Source organism: Megasphaera indica, assembly GCF_046614755.1.
Lineage (GTDB): Bacteria > Bacillota > Negativicutes > Veillonellales > Megasphaeraceae > Megasphaera > Megasphaera intestinihominis.
The window spans coordinates 42,231-59,489 of sequence record NZ_JBKKJR010000009.1 but is presented as its reverse complement, the minus strand read 5'-3'; the positions used below and the strand labels follow the sequence as shown (position 1 = coordinate 59,489).

Here is a 17,259-nt window from a genome sequence, read left to right as displayed (position 1 = left end):
AATTCTGGCAGACACCTTCTCATACCCCTCAGTTACGTGTACTTATTTTGCCAATTCTTCGACCGATTCCTTGATGATGGCAATGGCCTTGTCGACGTGTTCCTTCTGGAGGATCAGCGGCGGTACCAGGCGCAGGACGTGTTCGCCGATAGCTGTCGACAGCATGTGTTTGTCGAAGCATTTATGCTTCAAGTCGACGCTGTTGATCTTGTCGTCGAATTCAAGCCCCAGGAAGCAGCCCTGACCGCGGGCTTCCTTCAGATGCGGCAGTTTTTCGCGGGCCTGTTCCAGGAAGTATGCCCCCATCTTCTTGGCATTGCCGGCCAGGTCTTTGTCCAACAGTTCGTTGACTTCGGCCAAAGCAGCGGCGCAGCAGACCGGATGGCCGCCGAAGGTACTGCCGTGGGAACCCATGGTGAAGGCTTTGGAAACGTCTTCGCGGGCGCAGATGGCTGCAATCGGCATGCCGCCGCCAAGGGCTTTTGCCATGGAAACGATATCCGGTTTGATGCCGTAGTTCATGTAGGACATGACAGCACCGGTGCGGCACCAGCCGCTCTGTACTTCGTCCAGGAGGAGGAGCAGGCCTTTTTCATCGCACAGTTTGCGCAGGCCTGTGAGGAATTCTTTCGTTGCCGGATGGACACCGCCTTCGCCCTGTACCGGTTCGACCATGATGCCGATGGTGTTTTCCGTGATGGCGTCTTCAAAGGCTTTCAAATTGTTGAATTCAGCATATTTGAAGCCCGGTGTCATGGCGCCGAAACCGATCTGGCAGGCATTGTCCGGCTGGCCCGTAGCACTCATGGAACCAAAGGTACGGCCGTGGAAGGATTCTTTTGCCGTAATGATTTCGTATTTGTTGGGACCAAAGTGTTCGACGCCGTATTTACGGGCCATCTTGATCATGGCTTCGTTGGCTTCTGCACCGGAGTTCTGGAAGAAAATCTTGTCCATGCCGATGGTCGTGCAAATCTTTTCAGCCAGCAGGGCCTGCGGGACCGTGTACGGATAGTTGAAGGTCTGCATGATGTCCATGCACTGGTCGATGACGGCCAGGACGACTTTATCGTTACAGCTGCCGGCACTGTTGACGGCGATACCAGCGTAGAAATCGAGGTACGGCGTGCCGTTTTCATCGTAGACGTACATGCCCTTGCCGCGTTCAGCGATCATGTCGAAGCGTTCGTACGTTTCGATCATGTACTTGTCTACTTTGGCTTTGATTTCTTCTTTGGTCAATCCTACATCGCGTAATCTCATTCGTAACTCCCCCTAAACTGATGATTTTATAAAGAAATGATAACTAACAAAGAATTCCCCACATAAAAACAGAGGCAAGGAAAGCTGATGTTCCATCAGGCTCCCTTGCCCCTTGTCTCCGTTATTTTCTTTGTTGAATATAGTGTAATACTTTACACTTTCTTTGTCAATATGTTATTTGCTTTTATTTTTATAAAGTTGAAATCCGCTACACTTTCAAAATTAAGTGGAATCGTTTTACTTGCGGAACAAGCCCATGGCCTTGGCGGCTTTTTCGTAAGTGACGCTGGCCTTGGCGTGTGCCTTGGCAGCGCCCTTGTCGAGGATGGCGTCCAGTTCGGGGTCGCCGACGAGCTGGCGGTAACGCTGCTGGATCGGTTCCAGCGTCGAAATGATGGCATCGGCCACGTCTTTCTTGAAGGCGCCGTAGCCCTTGCCGGCGTAGGCCGCTTCGACCTGTTCGTGGGTCTGGTCGGTCAAGGCCGAGAAGATTTCAATGAGGTTGGAAATGCCCGGCTTGTTTTCCTTATCGTAATGGACGGAGTTTTCACTGTCCGTCTGGGCCCGCTTGATTTTCTTTTCAATGGCTTTCGGTTCGTCCAGGAGGTAAATCGTCGCCGTCGTGTTGTCGTCGGATTTACTCATCTTCTTGGTCGGTTCCTGGAGACTCATGACGCGCGTGCCGTCCTGGCCGAGGTAGATATCGGGAATGGTGAAGACTTCGCCGTAGAGGCGGTTGAAGCGCTGGGCCAGGTTGCGGGTGATTTCCATGTGCTGCTTCTGGTCGTCGCCGACGGGGACGAAGTTGGTCTGGTACAAGAGAATGTCCGCAGCCATGAGGGGCGGATAGGTCAACAGGCCGGCCGGGATGGAATCGCCCCGTTTGGAAGCCTTGTCCTTATACTGGGTCATGCGTTCCAATTCGCCGACATAGGACAAGGTAATCATCATCCAGCCCAGGAGTGCGTGTTCCGGGACTTCCGACTGGACGAAGAGCGTCGATTTTTCCGGATCCAGACCGGAAGCCAGGTAGATGGCAGCCAGTTTCCGCGTACGTTCATGCAAAAGCTGCGGATCCTGAGGGACCGTGATGGCATGCTGGTTGACGACGCAGTAATAACATTCGTTGCCGTCCTGGATCTTCGAGAAATTGCGCAGTGCGCCTAAATAGTTGCCTAAAGTCAAATTGCCGCTCGGCTGAATGCCAGAAAAAATAATAGACATGATGGATTCCTCCCTAGTTCAATAAAAAAATCCTTCCATCCCTCACATTAGGGACGAAAGGAAAGTCATTTCCGCGGTACCACCCTGGTTGGCAAAACTGCCCGGCTCATATGCACACGTAGATGCATTCTTTCCTGGTAACGGTGAAAGTTCCGGCAGGACCTACTCGCGTTCAGCCTGCATCTCCCGGGCCCATTCCCGCTCATGGCCTCTTCGCCGGACTTCCACTGCCACCGGCTCGCTGTCAAGGGTATCATGACGGTACTTGCTCCCGTTCATGGACGTTCTCTATCACTTTTGATGCATCTATCTTATATCGAAGCGAAGGCCTTGTCAAGTTTTTCTTTTTTGCTTGACTTGGAGTTGACTCCATATCTTATAATGACTTATATCCCAAAAAAACAGGAGGAATTCTATGAAAGCCAAATATAAAAAAATCATCGCCTTTTCCCTGGCCGCTGCCGTCATCGCCGCCGTCAGTGCCTATACCTGGCTGCCGGGTACGAAGACCGTCGCCAGACAGGGCGTCAAGGCCACCAAAGCCGCAGCGGCCCACTACCTGTCGACGGATGCCGTCGATGCCTCGAACATCCGCCAGGTCATCACAGCCGACAGCACGACGTCGCGGACCTTCATGTGGCAGTCGGACTACGCCGAAGAGAATCCTGTCGTCGAATACCGCCAAGCCGGCGACGACGATTCCCTCATGCAGCTTCCCGCTTCCAGTGACGCCTTCAGCGACGATGGCGTGACGACGTACATCCACACGGCGGCCGTCACCGATCTAAAACCGGGTACGGCCTATGAATACCGCGTCGGTGCCGGCGACAAGCGCAGCAGCTGGCAGTCCTTCCATACGGCCCAGGGCCATGACTTCAAGGCCCTCATCTTCCCGGACTCCCAGTCCAGCGACTACAGCGTCTGGGCCGCCACAGCCCAGCCTGCCTGGCAGCGCAACCAGGACGCCCAGTTCTTCATCAACATGGGCGACCTCGTCGATAACGGCCAGGACCATTACCAGTGGAACGCCTGGTTCGACGTCGTCGGCGACATGATCGCCCGCATCCCCGTCGTCCCCCTCCTGGGCAACCACGAAACGTATGACAAGGACTGGAAAGTCCGCATGCCCGAAGCCTACCTGCACCTCTTCGCCCTGCCTCGTATCGACAGGGAAAAATACCAGAACCAGTTCTACTCCTTCGACTACGGTGACGTCCACTTCGTCGTCCTCAACACGCAGTCCCAGGAACTGGCTGATTTCGAGCCCAGCCTCGACGAAGACGAAGTGGCCTGGTTCAAGGAAGACATGGCCAAGACGACGAAGAAATGGAAAATCGTCCTCATGCACAAGGACCCGCTCCAGTACGGCTTCGCCAACCGGCCCCAGCCCCGGGAAGAAGGCTTCTCGCCCGAAGGCCGGCTGTGGATGCCCCTCTTCGACCAGTACGGCGTCGATGCCGTCCTCTCGGCCCATCTCCACACCTACCGCGACCGGGGCCATATCAGGAACTTCCAGCGCGATGAATCGGGCCCGCTGTACCTCATCACCGGCGTCGCCGGCAACGTCCAGTATCCGGGCCTGTGGAAACAGCACAGCCTCGACGAATACGTCGCACCCCAGCCGGAAACGGACAATTACATGACCCTGGAAGCGACGGACGACAGCCTGACCTTCCGCAGCTTCCTGCCCGACGGCCAACTCTTGGAGGAAAAAAGTATTTCCTCGCACAAATGAAAAAAAGTATGATATAATAGATGCAATCCGGAAGTTCCTTCAAAACGGTACGGATACGAATTGACAAGGAGGAATAAAAATAATGGCACAGATTACAAAAGACACGGGTATCATTGAAGCCGTTCAGAAATATCCGCAGATCATTGAAATCTTCCAGCAGTACGGCCTCGGCTGCATTGGCTGCATGGCTGCTCACTTTGAAACCATCGGCCAGGGCGCTGGTGCCCACGGCATCGACGTCGACGCCCTCATTGCTGACCTCAATGACTGCATCGCTGCTAGCGGAAAATAAGGTAGAAAAAAGCGTTGTCCTGACGGACAACGCTTTTTTAGTGGCTCGTGGCTAGCGGCTCCCCTCATAGGGGAGCTGGCCGCCGAAGGCGGTCTGAGAGGTTGCTTTTAACCAAAAAAGACCCTCGCATGATGGTAGAAGCCTTCGTGCGACAGGCCCTTTTTTAATGGCTCGTGGCTCGTGGCTAGGGGCTAGCGGCTCCCCTTATAAGGGAGCTGGCCGCCGAAGGCGGTCTGAGAGGTTGCTTTCGACCAAAAAAGACCCTCGCACGATGGCAGAAACCTTCATGCGACAGGCCCTTTTTAGTGGCTAGTGGCTAGTGGCTAACGGCTCCCCTTATAGGGGAGCTGGCCGCCGAAGGCGGTCTGAGAGGTTGCTTTTGACCAAGAAAAAGGGCCCTCGCATGATGACGAATACCATCATGCGAGGGCCCTTTTGCGGCCGGCGGACTGCGTTATTCATTATAATTCGTGGCGGGCGCCCCACGTGGCGCCCCTACATGCGAACGGCGGCCTGCGTTATTCGTCATAATCCGTGGCGCCCTACACGCGGACCGCAAACTGCGAACTGCGGCCTGCGGAACGCCCAAGGGGCGTTCCTACCCTTGATGGCTGACTTCGTGGCCGCCACCCAGGTGTTCCGGATAGCCGCGCTGAGCAAAGTCGGCAGCTGCCGTGAAGAGGATGTCTGTCGACGAGTTGAGGGCCGTTTCGGTCGAGTCCTGGAGGACGCCGATGATGAAGCCGACGCCGACGACCTGCATGGCAATATCATTGGAGATACCGAAGAGGCTGCAGGCCATGGGGATCAGCAGCAGCGAGCCGCCGGCAACGCCGGAAGCACCACAGGCACCGATGGCCGAAAGGACGCTGAGCAAGAGGGCCGTCGGGAAGTCGACGGAAATGCCCAGGGTGTGGACGGCAGCCAGGGTCATGATGGAAATGGTAATGGCTGCGCCGGACATATTGATGGTCGCACCGAGCGGAATGGTGACGGTATACGTATCGGGATTGACGCCGAGTTCCTTGGCCAGGGACAGGTTGACCGGGATATTCGCGGCCGAGCTGCGCGTAAAGAAGGCCGTGACGCCAGACGTCTTGACGCATTTCCATACCAGCGGGTACGGATTGCGGCGGATCTTGGCGTAGACGATGATCGGGTTGATGACGAAAGCGAAGAGCAGCATCGTCCCTAAGAGGAGACAGAGCAATTTAGCATAACCGATGAGGGCACCGATGCCGTTGGACGAAACGGAGTCGGCGACGAGGCCCATGATGCCGAGCGGAGCCAGGCGGATGATCCACTGGACGCAGGTCGTGACAGCGTCGGCACAGTCATCGAGGACGGCTTTCGACGATTCGGAGACGCGGCGGACGGCAACGCCGAACAGGCAGGCCCAGCCGAGGATACCGATGTAGTTGCCCGTCATCAGGGCGTGAACCGGGTTGTCGACGATGTTCTTGAGGAGCGTCGTCAAGACTTCGGCAATGCCTTCCGGTGCCTTATTGCCGGCAGCCGATACGTCGAGCTGCAGCGTCAGGGGGAAGACGAAACTGATCATGACGGCAAAGAAAGCCGCTAAAAAAGTACCGATGAGATACAGGATGATGACATCTTTGATGTTCGATTCATGGTCTTCCTGTTTGCGGCCCAGTGCAGCGGCGACCAGGACGAAGACCAATACCGGGGCGATGCCCTTCAAGGCCCCGACGAAGATGACGCCGAGCAAGGCCAGTTCTTTCCCTGCTGCAGGAAAAGCCATAGCCACGGCGATACCGATGACCAAGCCGATGATGATCTGCTTGATCAGGCTGATGCGGTTCAATGCATTCCATAAACTATGCATAAATAAAACCTCCTACCCTAATTCCATGTTACAAATGTATAATGTATGAATACACTTGTTTATTATAAAGCAAAAGCCGTAAATTTTCAATAAAAAAAAGAAATCTCATGTAAAGCTTTTTGTTATCACGCAGGTTTTCTTTGCCTTTGATGTATGATGTTTGACGAAAGGCTCTCCTCATAGGAGAGCTGGCCGCCAAAGGCGGTCTGAGAGGTTGATTTCTCAGCATTTGTAGTTTTTAGTGGATAGCGCTAAATTTAAAACCATCCGCTAGCTGCTGACTGCTAGCCGCTGACTGCTAAAAAAAGGGGCTGTCGCACGTGCGACAGTCCCTTTTTTCATATATCAAACTTTTATTCACTTAATACGGCAGCGCAGCGGGCGCAGAGGGTCGGATGGTTCGGATCCGAGCCGACAGTGTCGCTGTGGATCCAGCAGCGTTCGCATTTTTCAGCTGTCGACGGAGCAACGACGACTTTCATGTCGCCGTGGTCTTCACCGGCAACGGCTTCAGCCGGGGCTTCGCCTTTGACCAGTTTGGCTTCGCTGACGATGAGCAGCGTGGCCAGCTGATCCTGCCACTGGCTGAGGAAATCGTAGTCTTCGCCATCGGCATAGATGGTGACGGCTGCGTCCAGGGCATGGCCGATCTTGTGTTCCTTACGGGCGCCTTCGAGGACACGCGTCAAATCGCGGCGGTACGACAGGAACTGAGCCCAGCGGGCATCGAGGTCAGCGTCGAGATATTCTTTGTGAGCCTTGGGCCAATCGGTGAGCAGGACACTTTCTTCCTTGCCTTCGACAGCGGGCATGTTCTGCCATACTTCTTCGGCCGTGAAGGACAGGACCGGTGCGACGATCTTGACCAGCGTATCGAGGATGATGTACATAGCCGACTGGGCGCTGCGGCGGATATGGGAATCAGCCTTTTCCGTGTACAGGCGGTCTTTGATGACATCCAGGTACATGGCGCTCAAATCGACGGTGCAGAAGTTGTGGATAGCGTGGTACATGACGTGGAACTGGTAGTTTTCATAAGCATCGGTGACTTCTTCAAAGACCTGTTCCAGACGCAGGAGAGCCCATTTATCGAGGTCCGTCATGTCCTGGTAAGCAATCGTATCCTTAGCCGGATCGAAGTCGGCCAGGTTGCCCAGGAGGTAACGGAAGGTGTTGCGGATCTTGCGGTAGACGTCGGAGAGCTGTTTCAGGATCTTCGGCGACAAGCGGATATCCCCCTGGTAGTCAGCCGACGATACCCACAGGCGCAGGACGTCAGCGCCGTATTTTTCGATGACTTCCTGGGGAGCGACGGTGTTGCCGACGGATTTACTCATCTTGCGGCCTTCGCCATCGACCGTGAAGCCGTGGGTCAGGACCGATTTGTACGGAGCATAGCCGTTGACGGCAACCGACGTGAGCAGGGAGCTGTTGAACCAGCCGCGATGCTGGTCCGAGCCTTCCAGGTACATTTCGCAGGGATAATCGAGGTCCGGGTCATTTTTCAGTACGCCCTGATGGGTGCAGCCGCTGTCGAACCAGACGTCCATGATATCCGTTTCCTTGCGGAAGTGCGTGCCGCCGCAGTGCGGGCATTTATAGCCTTCCGGCATGAGTTCCTTGACGTCGTGCATCCACCACGTATCGGAGCCTTCTTTGGCGAACATATTCTGTAAATGAGCGATGGTTTCATCATTGATGATGTGTTCGCCGCAGTCTTCGCAGTAGAAGATAGGAATCGGCACGCCCCAGACACGCTGACGGGAAATGCACCAGTCACCGCGGTCGTGGATCATATTGTAAATGCGGTCATGGCCCCAGGACGGAATCCATTTGACCGTGTCGATGGCATCGAGGGCTTTCTGGCGGAAGCCGTCGACCGAAGCGAACCACTGTTCCGTAGCGCGGTAGATGATCGGTTCCTTGCAGCGCCAGCAGTGCGGATACTGATGGCGGAACGTGCTCTTGGCAAAGAGGGCGCCCAGTTCAGCCAGTTTCTTGATGACCGGTACGTTCGTATCGAAGACGAACTGGCCTTCAAAGCCGGGAACCTTGTCGGTGTAACGGCCCGTGCCGTCGACTGTGCCCAGCGGCTTGAGGCTCCAGGAAGCATATTTCTTGCAGACATCAAAGTCGTCCTGGCCATGGTCCGGAGCGGTATGGACGAGGCCGGTACCAGCTTCGAGAGTGACGTGGTCGCCGAGGATGATGGGGACTTTACGGTCATAGAAGGGATGCTTGAAGACCAGGCCTTCGAGCTGTTTGCCCGTCATGACGTCGGGCAGGACTTCGTAGTCGTCGACTTTGCCGGCTTTCATGGTCGGTTCGACCAGGTCTTTGGCCATGAGCAGGTATTCGTCGCCAATGCGGACCCAGACGTATTCAAAGTTTTCGTTGGCACTGATGGCGACGTTGCAGGGAATGGTCCACGGCGTCGTCGTCCAGATGAGGGCGAAGACCTTGTCCGGATCGGCACCTTTCGGCATATGGCAGTTGAGGTCGACGGACTTGAATTTGACGTAAATGGAGAAGGATTTATCATCCTTGTATTCGATTTCAGCTTCAGCCAGGGCCGTTTCGCAGTGCGGGCACCAGTAAACGGTCTTCAGGCCTTTGTAGATGTAGCCTTTCTTGGCCATTTCCCCGAAGACGCCGATCTGAGCGACTTCGACGGGCTTGCGCAGCGTCAGGTACGGATGGTCCCAGTCACCGAGGACGCCGAGGCGGATGAAGTCTTTCTTCTGTTCTTCCACGCGGGCCAGGGCGTAGTCACGGCATTTGGCACGCAAGTCGAGGGGGGCCATTTCGTGGCGGTTGAGGCCCGTATCTTTGATGACGGCGTGTTCGATAGGCAGGCCGTGCGTATCCCAGCCGGGAACGTATTTCGTGTAGCAGCCCTGCTGGGTCTTATATTTGAGGATAATGTCTTTTAATACTTTATTCAATGCATGGCCGATGTGGATCTTGCCATTGGCATACGGAGGACCGTCGTGAAGAATGAACTTGGGCGCACCGTCCCGTTTCTTCAAGCGTTTTTCATAAATCTTGTTGTCCTGCCAGAATTTCAAAAAGTCCGGTTCCCGTTTCGGCAAGTTGCCGCGCATGGGGAAATCGGTCTGAGGCAGATGTAAAGTCTTACCGTAATCCATTGTGTTTCCTCCTCTGAATCTGTGAAAAAAAATAACGTCTCCGTCCCCAAAAGGGACGAAGACGTAATCACCGTGGTACCACCCTATTGACTGCCGGAGCAGCCACTTTGACGCGCAATAACGACGCGACCCGGCAGCTGGTTCGCAGCTGCAGCTCCCAAGTGATCCGCCAGCATACGGCCTTTTCCGGGCTCACACTATCCCCGGTTCGCTGAAAAGGCAGTGACGACACTGGCCGTCTTGTTCATCGCTTTTCATTTTTTATGACAATTACTTGTACATAGACGTATTGTAAAGGCTTCTCCCCCATTTGTCAAGAGGCTTACTTCCAATACTGGACCGTACTTTCATCAATACCGATGGAAGCCGCCTTGAAGACAGGGTTCCTGCCTTCCTTCTTCTGCTGCTGATAGTCCCGCATGGCTTTGACGGCCGTGTTGCCCAGGATGAAGCAGGCCGGGATGTTGATGAAGCACATGACGGCCATGAGGATATCGGCGATATCCCAGACAGCGGCCATGGACATGCCGGCGCCGACGAAAACGACGAGGACACAGACGATGCGGAAAATATTGACGAAACCGTGGGACGGCGCGCCCTTGTGGATGAAGCGGATGCAGTTGTCGACATAGAACAAGTTGCCGATGAGCGTGGAAAAACCGAAGAGCAGCATGCAGACCGTAATCAGGAGGGGTCCGAAGCCGCCGAAGACGGCCGTCGCTGCGTTCTGGACATAAGCCGCACCGGCTACTTCCTTGGTAATGGGCACGCCCGAGAAGAGGCCCATGAAAGCCGTGGCACTGCAGACCAGGAGGGTATCGATGAAGACCGACAGCATCTGGACCAGGCCCTGTTTGACCGGATGGCTGACGTCAGCCGCAGCTGCCGCATTCGGGGCCGAACCGATACCGGCTTCATTGGAATAGAGGCCGCGCTTGATGCCGTAGATCATGCAGGAGCCGGACACGCCGCCGAGGATGGACTGGAAGTCAAAGGCATCGGCAAAGATCATGGCGAAGACCTGAGGCAGGCTGGTAATGTGGAAGACGATGACGATGAGCGCTGCCAGGATATAGATGCCGCCCATGACCGGGACCAGGATGGACGTGACCTTGATGATGCGCTGGCCGCCGCCGACGAGACAGTAAGCGACGAGGGCCGCAAAGACGGCACCGATGATCCACGGCGTCGTCGTCGGGTCATAGAAGCTGTAGACCAGGAACGTCGACTGCATGTTGAACGAGCAGAGCAGGTTGAAGCCGCCGGCATAGGTCAAAATCAGGGAAAAGGCGAAGAGGACGCCGAGCCAGCGCTTGTGCATGGCCGTTTCAATGTAATAGGCCGGGCCGCCGTAGCTGTGGCCCAGGGGATTGCGGCGCTTGTAAATCTGGGCCAGCGTACTTTCGATGAAGGCCGTAGCCCCACCGATGAGGGCCAGAATCCACATCCAGAAAACGGCACCGGGACCGCCCAGGCAGATTGCCGTCGAGACGCCGATGATATTGCCCGTACCGACACGGGACGCCGTCGAAACCATGAGGGCCTGGAAAGACGATACTTTCCCGGCTTCCGTCGGTTTTTCCATGACGACGCGGATACTTTCCGGGAACAGGCGCAGCTGGACACAGCGCGTCTTCCAGGAAAAAATAAGGCCGGCTGCAATGAGGATGACCATTAAGATAGGATAATAAAGGACATCATCGAGGTAGTTCAGGACAGCCATAATCATAGAATCACATCCTTACCATAAAAATAAAAATATAAATAAAAATTAAAAAAAAGTCCTATAAAAAGGATACGGTATGATGTGATAATCTGTCAATAGGCTATGGATGGTTTGTATCAGGCCGTTCCTATCTTCCCGGCCCTGTAGTATAATGAAACAGAAAGGCAGGGATTTACATGACAGCTATTGAACAAGTAATACAGAAGGCCATCGCCTTCGACCACGGCGATGCCCGGCGCATCCACCATTTCCTCAAGGTCTACGCCTATGCCGACACCATCGGCCGCCTGGAAGGACTGCCGGTCGACCAGCAGGACATCCTGCGCACGGCTGCCGTCCTACACGACATCGGCATCCACGCAGCCGAAGAAAAATACGGTTCCTCGTCGGGCAAATACCAGGAAATCGAAGGCCCCGCCCCGGCCAGGGCCATCCTGGAAGAACTCGGTGCCGATGAAAAGCTCATCGACCGGGTCTGCTTCCTCATCGCTCACCATCACACCTACGACGGTGTCGACGGCCTGGACTACCAGATACTCCTGGAAGCCGATTTCCTGGTCAACGCCTATGAAGACCAGCTGAAACCGGAAGCCATTGCCACCTTCCGCGACAAGGTGTTCCGCACCCCGTCGGGCCTGCAGTTATTGAAAGACACATATAATGTATGAAAGGGGTAATTACGATGACAAATATTGAAAAATTCGTCGACATGGTAAAAAATTCGGATAACATCGTCTTCTTCGGCGGCGCCGGCGTATCGACGGAAAGCGGCATTCCCGATTTCCGCAGCACCGACGGCCTGTACAACCAGCACTATAAATACCCGCCCGAAACGATCCTCAGCCACTCCTTCTTCATGGACCACACGGAAGAATTCTACCGCTTCTACCGCGACAAGATGCTGGCCCTCGACGCCCAGCCCAACATGGCCCACATCAAGCTGGCCGAACTGGAAAAGGCCGGCAAATTGAAAGCCATCGTCACCCAGAACATCGACGGCCTGCACCAGAAAGCGGGCAGTAAGAATGTCCTGGAACTGCACGGCAGCGTCCACCGCAACTTCTGCATGCACTGCAACAAATTCTTCGACGCCGAATACATGAAGAATTCCACAGGCATCCCCAAATGCGACGCCTGCGGCGGCACCATCAAGCCCGACGTCGTCCTCTATGAAGAAGGCCTGGACAACGATGTCATCGAACAGTCCCTGTACTACATCAGCCACGCCGACATGCTCATCATCGGCGGCACGAGCCTCGTCGTCTACCCCGCTGCCGGCCTGGTCCGTTACTACCGCGGCCATAAACTGGTCCTCATCAACAAGTCGAGCACCGACATGGACAGCGCCGCCGACCTGGTCCTCCACGACCCGATTGGCGAAGTCTTCAGTCACGTAAAATTATAAAGAAAAGGTAAACTTTCTTCTCATTTGACACACAGTCATAACACATCGTAGTATACTAGAGGCAATGTATAATTTTATGCACTTTTCTGTATACGCGAAAAGAATGAGAAGAAAGAAGGTCTTTTATTCGTGAAGAAACAAGTAGTCTGTACCCTGGCAGCCGCCTTGGCTGTCACTTCCCTGTCGGCTTTCGCCGCCAATCCCTTTGTCGACGTCCCGTCGGACAGCTGGGCTTACCAGTCCGTCGTCGAACTGGCCGACGCCGGCATCATCCAGGGCGTCGATGGTCAGTATTTCCAGGGAAACCGCAACATCACCCGCTACGAAGCGGCTGAAATGGTCGCCAAAGCCATGGCCCATATGGACAAGGCTTCCGTCGAACAGCGGGCCCTGATCAACAAGCTGGCCGATGAATACGCCGACGAACTGAACAGCCTCGGCGTCCGCGTGACCAACCTGGAAAACCGCGTCGGCAACACGCGCGTCTTCGGCGACGCCTTTGTCCGCTACCGCTACCAGAACGGCAACAAGAAAGACGACAATTCCTGGGATACGCGCTTCCGCATCCGCGCCCAGGGCCAGGTCAACGACCGCACCAAGGTCACGGCCGGCGTCAGCACGGGCTTCCGCCCCTTCGCCAGCAACGGCGCAGCGTCTGATGAAAGCAACAATCCCTATGTCGATTTGGCCAAAGTGGACTACAACTTCGGCAGCAAGAACTGGGAACTCAGCGTCGGCCGCAATGACGTCTACCGCATCGGCCGCGACGCCTACGGCCTACAGTACTTCGATGCCCTCGACGGCGCCGAACTGCGCTATCACAACGACAAGCTGGCCATCACCACAGGCTACGGCAAATTCAAAGACGGCAAGAAACCCGGCGTCGACACTATCCACGCATCCCAGGCCTATTCCAACGCCTTCAGCACGTCCGGCCTGGAAACGGGTTACGGTGAAATCGACGCCTTCTTCGGCGGCGGCAAGGCCGCCCGTTCCGAAGCCGGGTTCTACTACAACCGCCTGCATAAGACCAACGACCTGGCACCGGAATTCTTCGCTAAATACGTAGCCGGCTACTTCGTCCGCGGCAACTACGGCAAATGGAGCGCCCTGGCCAACTACGAACACATCGGCTTCAACGCAGGTGTCAAAAACGTCGACGGCCAAGACTACGGCGACGCCTGGATGGGCACCCTCCAGTACGGCAAAGCCGACTTCCACACGCCCGGCAGCTGGGATGCCTGGCTGGAATACCTCGACCTCGACGACGGCTCCTTCATGGGCGGCAACCCCTTTACATGGCGCTTCTCCAGCGACATGGACAACCAGCGCAGCTGGGGCATCGGCGCTGACTACATCGTCGCCAAGAACCTGAAATTCAGCGTCATGCAGTCCTTCGCCAGCCAGGCCAAGACCGGCAGCCCGGACCCCCACGAAATGACCCGCATCCACTTCCAGATGCTGTTTTAATGTTCGTGGCTCGTGGCTAGTGATTCGTGGTTCGTTTTTGCGGCCTTATGGCCGCGCCGTAGGGACCTGTTTGCTCGGACGCCGCAATAGACTCTGGAAATCAGGCGCAGGAGCGCCCAAAGGCTCCCCTTCATAGGGGAGCTGGCCGCCAACGGCGGTCTGAGAGGTTCTTCGGTAGAGGTTGGCATCGGCCGCCTGGTAAGGCGGCCCGCTGTCCGCTGTTCGATTCGTAGGGGCTTGCACGTGGCAAGCCCGCCCCAGAATATAAGCGATTTTCCAACTCGGGGAGAGCGTCTCCAAAGGCCAAGCGGGTCGCCCACGCGGCGACCCCTACCGTACAATCTACTCTTCCCCTTTTTCCACTAGTTCTCGTTCATATATTATCCGGTCTTCCTCGATAAAAACGTTGAAGATGACTTCTATCGGCTCATGTTGCCGCAGCCACTGCGATACAGTGGTTACGGCAAGGTGGGCCGCTTCTTTTTTAGGAGATCCAGGAAAACTTAGGCCCCGACGACGCCGATGCGCTGATTGATGTGATGGCCTTTTTCGATTTCGTCGACCATGGCGATGGCGTAGTCGGCATAGGAAATATTACATGAAAAAAGGAGCTGTCGCATTAAGACAGCCTCTTTTTGAGTTTTAAGTTTGTAGTTTTTAGTTTTTAGCAAATGGTAAAAAATTTAAGACCAGCTTCTACAAACTCCGTACTACAAACTATAAAGATAAAGGAGCCTCTCATGATGGCCGAAGCCTTCCTGCGCCATCACGGCTTAGAAATAGACCAGGGTGACGCCGGCACCGCCGCCGTCTACGTCGTCGAGCTGGTATTTCTTGACGAATGGCTGGTCGTCGAGGAAGGCGTGGATCTGACGGCGCAGGGCGCCGCTGCCCTTGCCGTGGATGATCTTGACCGGACTGAAGCCGGCAGCCAGGGCCTGGTCGAGGAAGCGTTCTACTTCCGGCAGGGCTTCGCTGAAGGTCTTGCCGATGATGTTCAATTCCGTGGCCACGCTGGACGTGCGGATAGGCCGGTACGACGAGGCGGCAGCGGCTTTCTTTTCGGCCTGCTGTTCTTTCTTCAATTCGTCCAGGTACGGCGCACTGACGTCCTTGAATTTGACCCGGACCGTCATGCCCCGGACGGAGACGGTCAGCTGTTTGCTGCCGATGTCTTCGACCGTGCCGACGCTGTCCAGGTTGTTGACAAAGACCTGCTGGCCGACTTTCAATTTCGACAGGTCGACAGGGTCGCGCTGGGGCTTTTCCGCTTCAGGTAGGGAAATCTGCTGAATAGCCCGGCGGGCCTTGTCGATGGCCTTGGCCTTTTCCCGGTCCGTCCCCTCCTTAGACTGGGCCTTCAGCTCGCGGATAATCTTTTCGGCTTCGACGCGGAGGTTGCGCTTGAGGTCGACGGCATCGCGGCGGCTGGCGTCGATGATGTCCTGCCGCTTCGACGTGACCTTGTCCTTTTCTTTGCGCAAATCATCTTCCAGTTTCCGCGCTTCGCGCAGGCGGTATTCCAGTTCCGCCTGTTCTTCGTCCATCTTTTTGGCCTGTGCATTGAGCTGGGTCAGGACTTTTTCCATATCCATGTCCTGGGCCTTGCTGCGCAGGTCTTTTGCTTTTTCCAGGATATCCTTGGGCATGCCCAGGCGTTCGCTGATGCTGAAGGCGTGGGAACTGCCGGCCGAGCCGATGCGCAGCTTGTACGTCGGCTTCAGCGTTTCCATATCGAACTCGACGTGGCCGTTTTCGATGCCCGGCGTATTATAGGCATAGTTCTTGAGGTCGTTGTAATGGGTCGTGACCATGACATACGAGCCTTTCTGGTAAAAGGCGTCGAGGATGGCAATGGCGATGGCACTGCCTTCGGCCGGGTCCGTACCGGAACCGAGTTCGTCTGCCAGGATGAGGTCTTCCGGCCCGCAGTGCTTGAGGATGTAGATGAGCTGCTTCATATGGCTGGAAAAGGTACTCAGGTTCTGGGAAATATCCTGTTCGTCACCGATGTCGGAAAAGACGTCGCGGAAGACGGGCAGTTCCGACGATTCACCGACGGGGATGAACAGGCCGGCCTGATGCATGAGGACCAAAAGGCCCAGGGTCTTCATGGAAACGGTCTTACCGCCCGTGTTGGAGCCCGTAATGAGCAGGATGAGGTAATCGCCGCCGATGACGATGGTATTGGGCACGACGTGCTTGGCGTCGATGAGGGGATGGCGGGCCTGGATGAGCCTGATTTCCCGCGTCTTGGAAATGGCCGGACGGCAGGCCTTCATCTTCAAGGCCAACTGGGCCTTGGCAAAGGCGAATTCCAGCTGACCGACACACTTCGTGCTGTCATACAAGTCATTGTACTGCTGCTGCACTTTGGCCGTCAGGCGGCGGAAAATGCGTTCGATTTCCTTCGTTTCGCCAATGCGGGCGGCCTGCAGGTCGTTGTTGGCATTGACGATGGCCAACGGTTCGACATAGAGCGTCGAGCCACTAGCCGACGTATCGTGGACAATGCCGGGAAAGGCATGGCGGTATTCCTGCTTGATGGGGATGACATAGCGGTTGTTGCGCACTGTGACCAGGGCATCCTGGAAATACTTCTGGTATTCCTTGTTCTGCAGGACATTATTGACATAACGCTTGGTCTGCCGTTCCAGTTCGACGATACGGCTGCGCAGGCGCATCAATTCCGGCGACGCATTGTCGCGGATCTGGCGGTTGTTGTCAAAGACAGTGGCGAAAGAATGAGAAAGCTGGGAAAAATCGCCGATGACCTCAGCCTGTTCGGCCAGCTGGGGATACTCAGCCCCCCGTTCGGCGAAGAACGACCGGATTTCCCCATAATGCTGGAGGTTATTCCAGATATCGATACATTCATGGGAATCGAGGGTCACTTCGCGCTTGGCCTTTTCCAGGGACGGACGGATATCGACGATGCCGCCGAAGGGCGTACTCGTTTCCGTCTGCATGCAGCGGACGGCTTCTTCCGTATCGGTCAGGTTCTTTTCAATGACATCGCCATCGTTCACCGGTCTCAGGCGGCGGGCGATTTCTTTAGACAACCGGGACGGGGCCAGGCGGACCAGCATGTTCTGGACCTGGTAGAATCCCAAAATCCTCATACTTCTTTTATTCATAAATGGCATTAC

The 17,259-nt window shown here is 55.5% G+C and carries 11 protein-coding genes; 5 read left to right on the top strand and 6 right to left on the bottom strand.

The window, feature by feature from the left end:
• Positions 1–42 precede the first annotated feature (42 nt).
• Both ACFCTO_RS06270 and trpS read right to left on the bottom strand, forming a co-directional pair.
• Positions 43–1,263: an aspartate aminotransferase family protein gene (locus ACFCTO_RS06270; protein ID WP_020311001.1), complete on the bottom strand. Its 1,221-nt coding sequence runs from the start codon at positions 1,261–1,263 to the stop codon at positions 43–45.
• A gap of 237 nt (positions 1,264–1,500) precedes the next feature.
• Positions 1,501–2,487, bottom strand: a complete 987-nt coding sequence (trpS, locus tag ACFCTO_RS06265) for a tryptophan--tRNA ligase (RefSeq protein WP_292300260.1) — start codon at positions 2,485–2,487, stop codon at positions 1,501–1,503.
• 415 nt (positions 2,488–2,902) lie between these two features.
• Here trpS and ACFCTO_RS06260 point away from each other — a divergent pair, with 415 nt between their 5' ends.
• Complete coding sequence (locus tag ACFCTO_RS06260) at positions 2,903–4,222, top strand: purple acid phosphatase family protein (protein ID WP_481325242.1); 1,320 nt, start codon at positions 2,903–2,905, stop codon at positions 4,220–4,222.
• 82 nt (positions 4,223–4,304) lie between these two features.
• Positions 4,305–4,514 (top strand): DUF1858 domain-containing protein, encoded by a 210-nt coding sequence (locus ACFCTO_RS06255; RefSeq protein ID WP_292105457.1) that lies wholly within the window; start codon positions 4,305–4,307, stop codon positions 4,512–4,514.
• Between the two features lie 598 nt (positions 4,515–5,112).
• Here the strand turns inward: ACFCTO_RS06255 and sstT are convergent.
• The 3 genes from sstT to ACFCTO_RS06240 all read right to left on the bottom strand — a co-directional run bounded on the left by sstT (position 5,113) and on the right by ACFCTO_RS06240 (position 11,238).
• Positions 5,113–6,360 (bottom strand): serine/threonine transporter SstT, encoded by a 1,248-nt coding sequence (gene sstT, locus ACFCTO_RS06250; RefSeq protein ID WP_499876579.1) that lies wholly within the window; start codon positions 6,358–6,360, stop codon positions 5,113–5,115.
• Positions 6,361–6,713: 353 nt separating this feature from the next.
• Complete coding sequence (gene ileS / locus ACFCTO_RS06245) at positions 6,714–9,509, bottom strand: isoleucine--tRNA ligase (RefSeq protein WP_499876578.1); 2,796 nt, start codon at positions 9,507–9,509, stop codon at positions 6,714–6,716.
• 322 nt (positions 9,510–9,831) lie between these two features.
• Entirely contained in the window at positions 9,832–11,238 is a 1,407-nt protein-coding gene (locus ACFCTO_RS06240) for an alanine/glycine:cation symporter family protein (protein WP_499876577.1), read from the bottom strand.
• A 173-nt stretch (positions 11,239–11,411) separates the two neighbouring features.
• Between ACFCTO_RS06240 and ACFCTO_RS06235 the strand changes: the two genes are divergently transcribed.
• From ACFCTO_RS06235 to ACFCTO_RS06225, 3 genes are all read left to right on the top strand, one after another.
• The gene (locus tag ACFCTO_RS06235; protein WP_292261759.1) at positions 11,412–11,903 is read left to right on the top strand and encodes an HD domain-containing protein; all 492 of its coding nucleotides are present in this window, start codon (positions 11,412–11,414) and stop codon (positions 11,901–11,903) included.
• 14 nt (positions 11,904–11,917) lie between these two features.
• A complete protein-coding gene (locus ACFCTO_RS06230) occupies positions 11,918–12,640 on the top strand; it encodes an NAD-dependent protein deacylase (protein WP_302485921.1) in 723 nt (240 codons plus the stop codon).
• A 129-nt stretch (positions 12,641–12,769) separates the two neighbouring features.
• Entirely contained in the window at positions 12,770–14,110 is a 1,341-nt protein-coding gene (locus ACFCTO_RS06225) for an S-layer homology domain-containing protein (RefSeq protein WP_499876576.1), read from the top strand.
• Between the two features lie 773 nt (positions 14,111–14,883).
• Here ACFCTO_RS06225 and ACFCTO_RS06220 read toward each other — a convergent pair.
• Positions 14,884–17,247 (bottom strand): endonuclease MutS2, encoded by a 2,364-nt coding sequence (locus ACFCTO_RS06220; protein ID WP_499876575.1) that lies wholly within the window; start codon positions 17,245–17,247, stop codon positions 14,884–14,886.
• Between the last annotated feature and the right edge of the window lie 12 nt (positions 17,248–17,259).